This is a genomic window from Nonomuraea sp. NPDC049129 (assembly GCF_040648495.1).
Lineage (GTDB): Bacteria > Actinomycetota > Actinomycetes > Streptosporangiales > Streptosporangiaceae > Nonomuraea.
The window spans coordinates 93,987-106,850 of the sequence record NZ_JBEZDU010000025.1; the positions used below are offsets into that span (position 1 = coordinate 93,987).

A 12,864-nucleotide genomic window follows, 5' to 3' on the forward strand; every position below is an offset into this window, starting at 1 on the left:
AGTGGGATTCCCTGGGTCATGGACACGTCTGCCGGTAGGCCTCCCCCCGTACGTAGCTCGCCCATTCGTCGCGGGTGAGGGTGCGGCCCGCGTTGGCGCACGCCGCGGCCACCGGGTCGGCGGGCAAGCGGACGTTCCACAGCCGCGCGGTCCCGTCACCGGCCACCGTGGCGATGGTCGTCCCGTCCCGGCTGTAGGTGATCGCGGTCACGGCGCGGGTGTGGCCGGTCAACGGGGTGCTCAGCTGCCGGTGGCTCCGCACGTCCCACAGCCGCACCATGTCGGCGGAGCCGGTGGCGAGGATCTGTCCGTCCGGGCTGAAGGCGAAGGTGTTGATCGCGCCGTCCTCGGCGATCAGGGCGATGCCGAGCGTGCGGTGCCGCACCACGTCCCAGAACCGCACGCTGGAGTCGGCGGCTGTGAGTGCCAGCGCCTGCCCGTCGGGGCTGAACGCCAGATCGTTGACGAACCCGCCGGCGGCCGGGGGCGGCGAGCCCGCGATCTGGCGGCGGGTGGCCACGTCGAAGAGCCGAACCTGGTCGTCGTAGCCCGAGGTCGCCAGGGTCGAGCCGTCGGGGCTGATCGCCATCGCCGTGATCACGTCGGTGTGGTCGGGGACGCTGATGCGCGGCCCGGTCTCCCGGCGGCTCGCGAGGTCCCAGAACGCGATGGCTTTGTCCGCCTGGACGGCGACGTACCTGCCGTCCGGGCTGAGCCTGGCCAGGCCCTTGAGCGTCGCCTCATGGGCGATCTCGCGGCGGCTCGCGACGTCCCAGAGCCGCAGGCCGTCCGAGCTGGACGTCAGGAGCGTCCGCCCGTCGCGGGTGAATTCGATCGTGTACACGGAACGGCGCGCGCCCCGGGGACGCAGCGGCGGGCCGAGGCGACGCTGGGTGGCCACGTCCCACAGCTGGATCGCGGGGTCCATCTGGTCGGCCACGCCGGTGGCCAGGATCCGTCCGTCCGGGCTCAGCGCGACGGCGGCCTGTGCGGGCATCGAGGTCCCGACCTGCAAGTGGATCTGGGGGTCGGCCAGCCGTACGACGCCGTCGTCGCTGGCGGCGGCGAGCAGCTTCCCGTCCGGGCTGAACGCCACGCGCTCGACACCCATGCCATTGTCGGCGAGCGCGGTCAGCTGCTGGCGGCTGGCCGTGTCCCACAGGACGGTGCGGCCGGTGTCTCCGGCGGTGGCGAGCCGGGTGCCGTCCGGGCTGAAGGCGATCGCGTTGAAAGCGGTACGGCGGTCGCTGAGCACACCTGTCTGCTTCCGCGTGGCCACCTTCCACAGCCGGGCGGTGTGGTCCCAGCTCACGGTCGCGAGGGCCGTGCTGTCGGGGCTGAAGACGAGATTGGTGATGGTGTCGGTGTGCCCGGCGAGCGGGGCGCCGAGCCGGCGGGAGGTGGCTATGTCCCAAAGCTGTGCGCTCTTCTTTTTCGCGACGGCCAGCGTCTTTCCGTCCGGGCTGAACGCCACCGCCCTGATGATGGACGAGAGGTCCTGTCCGTAGTCGGCGCGGCCAAGGGGAGTCCCGTGCGGACGGTGCATGGTCGCGTCCCACTGCCGGACGACGCCTCTGAAGTCGCCGGTCACGAGGGTCTTCCCGTCCGGGTTGTACGCGAGCGCCGACACGACCTCCTCGTGATCCAGCGGGGCGCCCAGGTCGCGACGGGTGGCCACGTCGTAGAACCGGACGGTGTCGAGACACGCCGTGGCCAGCGTACGCCCGTCGGGGCTCAGTGCCAGCTTGACGGCTGAGCACTCGTACTTCGGGCGGGTGATCGGGGCGCCGAGCTGCCGCCGACTCGCCACGTCCCAGAACCGCGCGGTGCCGTCGTCGCTTCCGGTCACGATGAACGAACCGTCGGGGCTGAACGCCAGGTCCGTGACGCCTCTCGTGTGCCCGGTGAGAGTCCCCCGGCCGGTACGCGTCGCCGCGACCAGCACGCGGTTGCGCGCCTCGTCGGTGTCGGCGATCCGCCACGCCGCCACGGCCAGCAGCGAGGACAGGGGGACGTCGCCGGTGATCTCGCTCTGCGCCGCTACCTGGCGGGAGAGCGCCACCCCGCGTTGCACATCGGCCTCGTTCGCGGCGTTGACGGCGGCGCCGGCCGCGATGAGAGCGAGGACCGACAGCGCCGCGAGACCGGCCATGACCAGCCGGCGACGGCGGCCGGTACGTCGTGCCGCCCGCGTCGATGCCGCGACGAAGCCCTCGGCGGCCGGGCCGGGGGGTGGAAAGCTGTCAGGGTCGCGGTCCCAGCGGTGCCGGCTGTCCTGAACCGCCAGCAGCCGGGCGCCCCGGTAGAGGAAGGCGGGGTCGCGGTGGTGCTCGCGCCATTGGGCGGCGTCGTCGATGAGGCTGTCGTACACCGTCTGCGCGGTGAAGTCGGGTTCGAGCCATTGGCGCAGGGTCGGCCAGGCGATCAGGAGCGCGTCATGGGCGATCTCGACGGTGTCTTCGTACAGGGTGAGCAGGCGCTGATCGGCGAACGCGGACAGCAGCGCCGTCACCTGCCCGCGCCGATCCGCCGACAGTGCCGACGCGGCGGCGTGGATCTCGGTCAGCGTCGCTCTGCGCCGGGCCACCCGCCCGCCCGCGGTGATCAGTGTCATGCGCCGGAAGAGTCTGAGGGCGGTCTTGCGGTCCTCCGCCGACAGCCGGTCGAGGATCTCGTCGGCCGTGCGCTGTACGGAGTCGCGGACCCGGCCGGACTCCTCGTACCCCCGCACGGTCAGCCGGCCGTGCTCACGTCTCTCCCAGGTGTTGCGCAGCGCCTGCGAGAGCAGGGGCAGGGCGCCGGCCTCGTAGCCGTCCCCGGCGGCCTGGTCGACGCGTAACTCGCCAAGGATGGTCTCCACCAGACCGGGCTCGATCTCCAGGCCCACGGCGGCCGCGGGACCGGTGATGGCCAGCCGGAGGTCCGACTCCGACATCGGCTCGACGATGACCTGGCCGTCCTGGATGGCCTCGGCCAACTGCGGATAGGCCGCGCAGCGGTCCCAATAGTCCGCGCGTACGCCGACGATCACTCCGGCGCCCCGCGGGCCTTCGGCCAGGGCGTGCAGCGCCCTGACGAACACCTGGCGCTCCTGCTCGTCGCTCACCAGGGTGAACAGTTCCTCGAACTGATCGACCACCAGGATGAGACGGCCGTCCGCCGGGAGAGGCGCCATCCGTCCTGGATCGTCGCGCAGCTGCTCGTACACCGTTTCGACGTGCTCGCCGAACGACTTCGCCCATTCTTCGGCGAGCGCCCGCAGCGGCGTCGAGGTCGGCGTGATGAGCAGGCGCGGCCAATGCCGCGAGCCGGCGACCGGCAGCATCTCCTGGGCCAGCGCCGGCAGCAGCCCCGCCCGCAACAGCGACGACTTGCCCACACCCGAGGCACCCGAGACCAGCAGGACGGTCCCGTGCCCGTCCAGGCGCGCGCCCAGGCGGTCGACGAGGCTGCGCGTGGCCCGCGCGCGGCCGAAGAAGAACTCGGTCTTCTCCCTCTCGAACGGCACAAGTCCTTGGTAGGGGCATACCTCGCCCCCGTCGTCGGACGGTGACAGCACCTGGGCTTGGCGGTTGCCGCCCTCGTCCCCGTCGCTCATGGCCTTCATTCTGGCTAATTGCCGCGATGCTCATCAATTCTATTCAAACCGCGAAGGTATCGGTCGCGGCCGAGCCCTAGAGATAACCGCAGGTCGCGATCGTCTCATCCGTCGCAAGGCCGTCCGATTCCGTTCGCTTTCGTCCAACAGTGGCGGGAACAGCTGGAAAGCGCTTTCGATGTACATGGGGATCTCGCCGACCAGGGGCGGCGAGAGAAAACGGGGCGGCTCCCTGGATAGGAGCACAAATCGATGAACGACAATCACGTTCGGTTGACCACTTCCCTACCGACGGAAGTCATACGGTGTCCTGAGGCCGAGTTGTCTTTGGGGGCGCTGCTGCGCCGATGGCGGGGGCGGGCGTTGCTGACCCAGGAGCAGCTGGCCCAACGTACCGGCCTCAACGTTCGGACCGTCCGCCGGTTGGAGCACAACGTGCTTCAGCAGCCGCGCATCACCTCGATCCTGCTGCTGGCGGAGGCGCTGGAGCTGGACAGCGAGGAGCGCGCGATGCTGGCCGTCGTCGCTCGCGGCCCGTCGGCTTCCCCTGAACGCGTTGAACCGGAAGAGATCTGCCCAGCGCCGGCAGCGGTGACCATTCCGCGAGAGCTACCGGCCGATGTTGCGGCGTTTGTTGGCCGAAAGCATGAACTGACGGCTTTGTCGGATTATCAGAATGCGAACACGGCGACGGTCATCGCCATTGACGGCATGGCCGGAGTCGGAAAGACGGCGCTGGCCGTTCATGCCGCCCACCTGCTCAGCTCTCGGTTTCCCGACGGTCAGCTGTTCGTGAACCTCCACGGACATACCCGGGAAACGACCCCCGTCGATCCACGTGATGCGCTCGCCCGCATGCTCCGCGCACTTGGCATCCCTGATGACCGCATACCCGGGCATATCGATGACCGCGCGGCGCTGTATCGCAGTGTCGTGGCCGACCGCGAAGTCCTGATCGTGCTGGACAACGCCGCCGACGAGGACCAGGTCCGCCCGCTGCTGCCCGCCGGACCGGGCTGCCTGCTGATCGTCACCAGCCGCCGCCGGCTGATCGGCCTGGACGACACGCGAACCTTGTCGTTGGACGTCCTGCCGCTGGAGGAGGCGGTCGCCCTGTTCACCCGCATGGTCGGGCGGGAGCATGTCGCGGACGCGCCGGCGGGCGTGCTGACGGAGACCGCGGAGCGGTGTGGGCGGCTCCCGCTCGCCATCCACATCGCCGCCGTCCGGCTGCGGGCACGTCCGACGTGGGGCGTGCGGCATCTGCTCGACCGGTTGAACGACGACCGGCTGTCCGAGCTGACGACCGGGCGCCACAGCGTCACCGCCGCCCTGGATCTGTCCTATCAGCGGCTCACGGAGGATCAGCGACGCGTGTACCGGGTGCTGGGGTCGCAGGCCGGCACCGAGTTCGGGGTCGACGAGGCCGCGGCCGTGCAGCACACGACAGTGGTGCGGGCGAGGCGGCAGCTGGACCAGCTGCTGGACGTCCACCTCTTGCAGGAGCCCGCACCCTGCCGGTACCGCTTCCATGATCTGGTGCGCGACCACGTCTCGGCCCTGCTTCGCCGAACGCCGTGTGAGGCCGCGCGGGCCAATTCCGCTTGACTACTCGACGGCGCCCGAGCGGGTGAGGAGGTCCTGGTACCAGGTGTCGTACGGGTGGTTGGACGCCGGATAGTTGGCCAGTGGGTCGGTGGCGTCGTCTTCGGAGTCGAAGTCCCAGCCGCGTACGAGCCGTCCCGCCTGCCGGGCCGCGGTGATGAACGAGGACTCGCCGGCCGACGCCGCGTAGAACAGCGCGCCCTGCTGGAGCTCCGCGCTGTCGCCCTTCTGGAACTCGTCGAAGGCGGTCTGCTGGTAGCGGATGCGCTCGCCGGCGACCCTGTCGGTGTCCAGGCGCAGGGTCTGGGCCGGGGTCGGGCCGTCGGCGCCGGTCCACACGTGCACGCGCGACGAGCCGCTGGTCGAGGTGGTCGCGTCGTAGCGGGCGTCGGAGGTCTTGGCGTTGCCGCTCCAGGAGACCGTCGCCGCGGCGGCGTTGAGCACGCCGTCCCAGTCCCAGTTCTGGCTGTTGCTCTGGCTGCGGTGGATCTCGCGTAGCTGGGTGCCCGCCGCGTCGGTGAACCTGACCGTCGGCAGGACGCCGTTGTCATACTGGTGGCTGGCCGACCAGGTGATCTCGCCGCCGGCGTCGAGGCGGCCGACGCGGTACCAGAGGGTGGTCGCGGTCTGGGACTGGTGGACCTCGACCAGGTCGCCGTTGTCGTTCAGCGCGACGGACGGGGTGACGCCGTTGTCGTACTTGCCATGGCGTAACCAGGTCACGCGGCCGTCGGCGCCGTACGTGCCGCTCCAGTACCAGAGCGCGCCCGCGCCCGAGTCGTGCACCTCGACGACCTGACCGCGGCCGTTGATCGCGACGGCCGGGTGGTAGCCGACGTCGCGTTTGTACTGGGCGCGGGTCGTGCCGTCGCCGGAGATCACGGGGAGCACCCGGCCGCGCAACGTGTCCACCGACGGCGGGCTCGCCGGGTAGTCCTTGGCCCAGAACAGCCGCGAGCCGAAGACGGAGGTGAGCTCCTGGTTGAGCGCGGCCAGGTTGCCGGCGGCGTACGAGGTGTTGTCGGTCAGGTCGTCCTTGATGTCGAGCGCGACGACGATCGGTGCGGCGGTGGGATGCTGCGCGGACCAGGTGTTGATCACGCCGAGCCAGTCGCGCAGGAGGTTCGAGGCGGGGTTTCCGTTGTGGTCGACCTGGTTGCCGGGAGAGTCGTGGCCGACGGAGTAGTCGTGCGAGGTGGCGTAACCGTTGTCGTGGATGTCGAGTTCGAGGAAGCGAATGCCGTGGTCGAGTTGGTAGGCGATCGAGTTCTTGGCGCCGCTGACGTTGCCCGAGTAGCTGTTGTGCGTGGCGCGGAAGATCGCCGAGGGTAACGGCACATCCGCGGCCGCCTCGGCGTTTCCGCTGATCAGTAATGCGGAAGTGGCGACGGCGAGCGCGGAGAGAACGGCTTTTGAAGGGGCCATTCCCCGATCTTCACACCGCCGATGATCCCCGACAATACGCTCGCGGACCCTCGCTGGCCTCATTCACCGGCTCTTAATCCGATATATCCGCTCTTGTCGGGGTAGCTGGACGAATGTCGCAGGAGAGGACAGGAGTCGCAAATGAGCACATTGGTGGGAAACTGGAAGATGGCGATCACCGACGGGTGCGTTCGGGGCGACCGGCTCTGCCTGTTCAATGTCAGCCCCAAGAACGCCCACGTCGAGCTCACGTTCTGCGCGACGGGCGAGGAGCCGCTCGGCCCCTACCGCGCGACGGTGCCCGCGCAGCGCACCAGCGACCTGAGCCTGGACGACCTGGCGGTTTCCGACGCCCTGTCCCCCGGCACCCCCTACGCGGTCGCGGTCGTCTCGGACATGCCGGTGATCGTGCAACTCACCCATGCGCACCCCGATGTACGCCGATCGGCCGCCTGACCTCCCATGGCGGTTCAGTCCTTGACGTCCCCGGCGCCGGAGAAGATCTGCCGGTAATGTTCGGCCGCCTGGGTCATGTCATTGCTGAGGACCTGGAAGAACCGGCTTGCCATCAGGAGCCGGGAGCCGGCCGGGGTCTGGACGCCGAGGACGTCGACGCCCTCCTGGACGGTGTCGGCCCACAGCGTCATCGATCGGATGCCCACCAACCAGGCCCGATACCAGACGTCGACGTCGATGCTGTACCGGTCACGCCGATTGTCACGCTCGCGTTTGACCAGCCCCACCTCCTCAAGCCAGCCGATCCCCTTGGAGATCGACGCGGGGCTGACCCGCAGCCGCTCGACCAGGTCGACGACGGTCATGTCGCCGCTGTCGCTGGTGAACAGGCAGACCATCACCTTGGCCGCCATCGGCGGGATCCCTGACATCGCCCCGGCGAGTTTCCGCTCGAATTCCTGTACGGCCCGGGGGTCACGCCCGCCGATATCCACGGTGGCCGGTGTATTCAGCGGCGAGTGCGGCCGGCGATGGGCCCGCCGTCCGGTCGCCTGCTGGGCCCGAGCCGCCCGGTAGCCGTGCGGTCCTCCGTTGCGGGCGATCTCGCGGCCGATGGTCGATCTCGGTCGTCCCAGGCGACGGGCGATCTCCGCGTAGGTGAGTCCTTCCACCAGCCCCTCAGCGATCTTGCGACGGTCCTCGTACGTGAGGTGGCCTCCTGGCATGCGCCCTCCCGCTTGTCGCGCCCGCCCAAGTATGCGGCCGGGCCCGATTGATTGCGACACAAAGCATGGAGTTGTTGCATTTGCCAGCACCGTCGTTTCGCCAATTGCGCCCTTCTGACCTGGGAAAACGAGATTCTTAACTTGCCGAATCCGCGAACGCATCCGTAGCTTTCCTCATATGTGAACGACGACCGTTCACGTGGAGGGACCGACAATGGCTGCCAAGATATGCCTCGTAACCGGCGCCTCATCCGGCATCGGCCACGCCACCGCACTCGAACTCCTGCGCGGCGGCCACGTCGTGTACGGCGGGGCGCGCCGAGCGCACCAGATGGAGGCGATCCGCGAAGCGGGCGGTCACGCCTTGCCGATGGACGTGACCAAGGAAGAGGACCTCCAGCGGGTCGTCCGTACCGTCCTGGACGCGCACGAGCGGATCGACGTCCTGGTCAACAACGCGGGAGCCGTCGTCCACGGCGCGGTCGAGGACACGCCGATGGCGATGGCTCGAGACGAGTTCGAGGTCAACCTGTTCGGGCCGGCCCGGCTGACCCAGCTCGTCCTCCCGCACATGCGGGCGCGGGGCTCGGGCACGATCGTCAACGTCTCCTCGATCGGCGGCGAGATCGCCCTTCCGCTCGGCGCCTGGTACTACGCCTCCAAGCACGCCCTGGAGGCCTTCTCCGACACCCTGCGCATGGAGGTCGGACAGTTCGGCATCGACGTCGTGGTCGTCCAGCCGGGCATCATCAAGACCGACTTCGAGACCGGGACCCCGCGGCAACTGCGGGAGATCTCCGGGAACGGCGCCTACCGGGAGATGGCCGAGGCCATGGCACAGGCGGCCGAGCCGCAGCCAGGCGTGGACAGCCCAGCCTCGGACCCGGGAGTGGTCGCGACGACGATCCGGCAGGCCGTCGAGTCGGCCCGGCCGGAAACCCGCTACGTCGTGGGCTGGCAGGCCGAGGCACTCCTCAACCTCAACAGGTCCCTCACGGACCGCGAATTCGACGCGCGCGTCACCGGCTCGCTCAAGTAATCGAGCCGCCTGCTCAACGAGACCCGCAATTCGGAGAAACCCATGACCCCTGCTATCGCCATTTCCGGGCTCGTCAAGGCGTACGGGCCGACACGGGCCCTCGACGGGCTCGACCTCACCGTGGGTACCGGAGAGGTGCATGGCTTTCTCGGCCCGAACGGGGCGGGAAAGAGCACCACCATCCGCATCCTGCTGGGCCTGATCCGAGCCACCTCCGGCAGCGCCAGGCTGCTGGGCGGCGACCCCTGGGCCGACGCCGTCGCGTTACACCGGCGGCTGGCGTACGTGCCGGGCGATGTGGAGCTGTGGCCCAACCTCACCGGAGGCGAGGCCATCGACGTGCTCGGCCGGCTGCGTGGCGGGCTCGACAACGAGCGGCGGAACGGGTTGATCGAGCGGTTCGAGCTCGATCCGAAGAAGAAGACCCGGACCTACTCCAAGGGCAACCGCCAGAAGGTCGCCCTCGTCGCCGCCCTCGCCGCCGACGTGGAGCTGCTGATCCTCGACGAGCCCACGAGCGGGCTGGACCCGCTGATGGAGGCGGTCTTCCAGCAGGTCGTCGCCGAGGCCAAAGCCGCCGGCCGGACCATCCTGCTGTCCAGTCACATCCTCGCCCAGGTCGAAACCCTCGCCGACCGGATCACCATCATCCGCGACGGAAAGGCGGTGGAGTCGGGGACGCTGGCGCAGATGCGGCATCTGACCCGGACCACGATCGTGGCCGAGACCGCCACCCCGGTAACCGGCCTCAACCAGGTGCCCGGCATCCACAACGCGAAGGTCGAGGGCGGAAGCCTACGGTTCAGCGTGGACTCCGAACACCTCGACGCCGCCGTCCAGCACCTCACCAAGTTCGGCATCCGCTCGCTGGTCAGCCACCCGCCGACGCTCGAGGAGCTCATGCTCCGGCACTACGCGCACAAGGAGGCGGCATGACCACCACGGTTACGCGGGCGCGCGGCCGTACCGGATCGAGCGCGGCGAGCAGCCACCTGACCGGCACCGGCGCGATGGTACGGCTGGCGCTGCGCCGCGACCGGATCAAGCTCACCATCTGGCTGGTCGCCATCACGGCCCTCGTCCCACGCTTCTACTACGCCGCCGTCAGCGCGGTCGTCCCGACGCCCCAGGCCCTGGCCGAAGCGTCGCAGATGATCCGCGTCTCCTTCATGAGGGTGCTCGGCGGGCCCCTGTTCGGCGAGGTCACCACGCAGAGCTACTTCCTCGCCGCCTACTGGGTCGAGTTCCTGCTGGCCGCCGCGATCATGAACATGATGCTCATGACCCGGCACACCCGGGCGGAGGAGCAGACGGGCCGGGCCGAGCTCATCCGGGCGGCCGTCGTGGGCCGGCACGCCCAGCTCACCGGGGCGCTGGTCGTCGCCGTGATCAGCAATGTCGCACTCGCGGCCCTCACCACCGCCGCGACGATCGGCATCGGGTTCCCCACCGGCAGCGCCCTGCTGTTCGGTGCCTCCCTCGCCGCGACCGGGCTGCTGTTCGCCGGGGTCACCGCGGTGACCGCCCAGGTCACCGAGCATCCCCGAGGCGCCAACGGGCTGGCGGGCATCGTGCTCTTCACCGCGTGGCTGCTGCGCGGCGCGGGGGCGCTGCAGAGCCCGGAGGGCGGCCCGCTGTTCTGGCTGTCGCCGATCGGCTGGTCACAGCAGACCCGGGTGCTGGCCGACGAGCGCTGGTGGCCGCTCGGCCTCTCGGTTCTGCTCGCCGGGCTGCTGGTCGCGGGCGCCTACTCGCTGGCGAGCCGCAGAGATCTCGGCGCCTCCTTGATGGCCCCGCGTCCCGGCCGGGCGTCGGCGCCTTCGTGGCTGCGCTCGCCGTTCACGCTCGCGCTGCGGCTCCAGCAGGCGGCCATCCTCGCGTGGGGAGCCGCGTTCCTCGCCGTCGGCCTCGTCCTGGGCGCCATGACCGGCGGAATGGCGGAAACCGACCTCCCCATCTTCTCCGGTGCGGACTTCGGGCGGGCCTGGATCAGCCTCATGGTGTTCACCGGGTCCCTCTACACCGGCGTGTTCGTGGTCCTGTCGGTCCTCCGGCTCCGGTCGGAGGAGGTGCGCGGGCGGATCGCTCCCGTGCTGGCCGGGCCGACCGGCAGATCGACGTGGTACTGGTCGTCCCTGCTGGTCACCGCGCTCGCCGCGGTCGTCCTGCCGGTGGTGTACGGCGCCGCGCTCGGCATCGGCGCCGCCCTGTCGACCGGCGAGCCCGGCCTCGTGGGAGAGGTCACCTGGGCGAGCCTCATACGCGCCCCCGAGGTGCTGGTGCTGCTCGCCGTGCCCGCCGCGCTGCTCGGGCTCGCCCCACGGGCCGTGAACGCGGCCTGGGCGGTGCTCGTCTACAGCGGGTTCATGCAGGTACTGGGGTCCTACATGAACCTGCCGGGGTGGCTGGTGAACACGTCGGTGCTGTCCCACCTTCCCTGGCACCCGCTGGGGTCCTTCGCCCCGGTGGCCACGGTGGTGCTGACCGTGCTCGCCGCGGCGCTGACGATCCTCGGTCTGTACGGTCTGCGCCGCCGCGATCTCACCTCGGGCTAAAGGTGCCAGCGGTGACGGCCCGGTGGAGTGCGTTCCACCGGGCCGCCGGTCGTGGTCGAGGTCGAGGTCGTGCCGGGGGGTCAGCCGCCGTTGGTGAGGGTGAAGCCCTGCTCGGTGCCGAAGGCGGAGATGCGGTCCTGCCAGGTCTTCAGTGCGGCGGACAGGTCACCGCCGCTGTCGATGGCCTGGCCCACGGTGTCCTTGAAGATGCTGTTGGCGTACACCTGGAACGGGAGGTACTGCCAGTCGGGGCGGACGGCGGCCGAGGCGTCGCTCAGGACCTGGTTGATCTTCTGGCCGCCGAAGAACTCCTGCGGCGCGTCACGGAAGGCAGGGTCGTCGAGCAGCACCTTCGTGGCGGGGAACAGCCCGGCCTCGGTGTTCAGCGACTTGACGGCCTCCGGGTCGGAGTTGAGCCACTGCGCGAAGGCGACGGCGGCCGGGATGTTCTTGCTCTGCGGGATGACCGCCACCGAGGAGCCGCCGTTCTCGGCGTTCATCGGCTTGGCCGCGTCGTACTGCGGCATCGGGGCGACCGCCCACTTGCCCTTCGTCTTGGGGATGGAGTTGATGATGCCGTTTGGCGCCCAGGCGCCGGTCAGCCAGACGGCGTACTTGCCCGAGCCCATGCCCTTCCACCACTCGTCGGTCCAGCCGGGCTGCGGGTCGACCAGCTTCTCGCCGAGCAGGGTGCTCATCGTGCCGACCCACTGCTTGACGCCCGGGTCGGAGTCGAGCTTGACGCTGACCGAGGTCTCGCCCGAGGTCTTGAACGGCGCGCCGCCCGCCTGCCAGATCAGGCTGTCCACCCCGCCGGCGTCACCGGGGTCGATGGAGGTGATGAACGAGCCGGAGTCGGCGGCCTTGATCTTCTTGGCCGCGTCGACGAACTCCGCCCAGGTGGCCGGCGGCTTGATCTTCAGCTTGTCGAAGATGTCCTTGCGGTAGAACATCGCCATGGGGCCGGTGTCCTGCGGGACGCCGTAGACGCCGCCGTTGATCGCCACCTGGCCCCACGCCGAGTCGGCGAACTTGTCCTTCAGCGAGGCGGCGCCATAGTCGGCCAGGTTGACGACCTGCTTGGCGAGGGCGAACTGCGGCAGGGCGAAGTATTCGATCTGCGCCACGTCGGGCGCGCCGGATCCGGCCTTGATCGCGGTCTGCAGCTTGGTGTACTGGTCGGCGGACTGACCCGCGTTCACCACGTTGACCTTGATGTTCGGATATTTCGTGGTGAAGCGGGCGACGGTCTTCTCGATCCCCGTGACCCACGTCCAGAACGTCAGCTCGGCGGGCTTGGACAGCGCGTCCTGCACAGCCGCCGTTGCGCTGGGGGCGGCGGCGGACGGGGCGGCGGCACTCCCACCGGAGCCGCCGCCGCACGCGGCGAGGGCCAGAGACAGGGCCGCGGCGATCCCGGCAGGGATCACACCGCGCCGTGATGGAAGGGTTTTCATGGCG

Annotated in this window: 9 protein-coding genes; 5 read left to right on the forward strand and 4 right to left on the reverse strand. The window is 69.7% G+C overall.

Annotation, left to right across the window (positions count from 1 at the left end):
• Positions 1 to 16: 16 nt before the first annotated feature.
• Positions 17 to 3,598: a WD40 repeat domain-containing protein gene (locus AB0B64_RS48270; protein WP_358193206.1), complete on the reverse strand. Its 3,582-nt coding sequence runs from the start codon at positions 3,596 to 3,598 to the stop codon at positions 17 to 19.
• A gap of 252 nt (positions 3,599 to 3,850) precedes the next feature.
• Between AB0B64_RS48270 and AB0B64_RS48275 the strand changes: the two genes are divergently transcribed.
• On the forward strand, positions 3,851 to 5,206 hold the full coding sequence (locus AB0B64_RS48275) for an NB-ARC domain-containing protein (RefSeq protein ID WP_357939438.1): 1,356 nt from the start codon (positions 3,851 to 3,853) through the stop codon (positions 5,204 to 5,206).
• On the opposite strand, the gene AB0B64_RS48280 is transcribed toward AB0B64_RS48275, so the two are convergent.
• A complete protein-coding gene (locus tag AB0B64_RS48280; protein WP_357939436.1) occupies positions 5,207 to 6,628 on the reverse strand; it encodes a hypothetical protein in 1,422 nt (473 codons plus the stop codon).
• Positions 6,629 to 6,769: 141 nt separating this feature from the next.
• On the opposite strand from AB0B64_RS48280, the gene AB0B64_RS48285 reads away from it, so the two are divergent.
• On the forward strand, positions 6,770 to 7,084 hold the full coding sequence (locus AB0B64_RS48285; protein ID WP_357939434.1) for a sensory rhodopsin transducer: 315 nt from the start codon (positions 6,770 to 6,772) through the stop codon (positions 7,082 to 7,084).
• A gap of 14 nt (positions 7,085 to 7,098) precedes the next feature.
• Here the strand turns inward: AB0B64_RS48285 and AB0B64_RS48290 are convergent, their stop codons facing one another.
• Entirely contained in the window at positions 7,099 to 7,809 is a 711-nt protein-coding gene (locus AB0B64_RS48290; RefSeq protein ID WP_358193228.1) for a helix-turn-helix domain-containing protein, read from the reverse strand.
• Between the two features lie 214 nt (positions 7,810 to 8,023).
• On the opposite strand from AB0B64_RS48290, the gene AB0B64_RS48295 reads away from it, so the two are divergent.
• Genes AB0B64_RS48295 through AB0B64_RS48305 form a run of 3 tightly spaced genes read left to right on the forward strand, consistent with a single transcriptional unit; the run spans position 8,024 to position 11,403 of the window.
• Positions 8,024 to 8,848 carry an oxidoreductase gene (locus AB0B64_RS48295; protein ID WP_358193238.1) on the forward strand — a complete coding sequence of 275 codons (825 nt, stop codon included), beginning with the start codon at positions 8,024 to 8,026 and terminating at the stop codon, positions 8,846 to 8,848.
• A gap of 42 nt (positions 8,849 to 8,890) precedes the next feature.
• On the forward strand, positions 8,891 to 9,784 hold the full coding sequence (locus AB0B64_RS48300; RefSeq protein ID WP_358193250.1) for an ABC transporter ATP-binding protein: 894 nt from the start codon (positions 8,891 to 8,893) through the stop codon (positions 9,782 to 9,784).
• On the forward strand, positions 9,781 to 11,403 hold the full coding sequence (locus AB0B64_RS48305) for a hypothetical protein (RefSeq protein WP_358193257.1): 1,623 nt from the start codon (positions 9,781 to 9,783) through the stop codon (positions 11,401 to 11,403). Before AB0B64_RS48300 ends, AB0B64_RS48305 begins: the two co-directional genes overlap by 4 nt.
• 80 nt (positions 11,404 to 11,483) lie before the next feature.
• Here AB0B64_RS48305 and AB0B64_RS48310 read toward each other — a convergent pair whose 3' ends face one another.
• Positions 11,484 to 12,860, reverse strand: coding sequence for a sugar ABC transporter substrate-binding protein (locus tag AB0B64_RS48310; RefSeq protein WP_357939424.1), 1,377 nt, complete (start codon positions 12,858 to 12,860; stop codon positions 11,484 to 11,486).
• Positions 12,861 to 12,864: the final 4 nt, after the last annotated feature.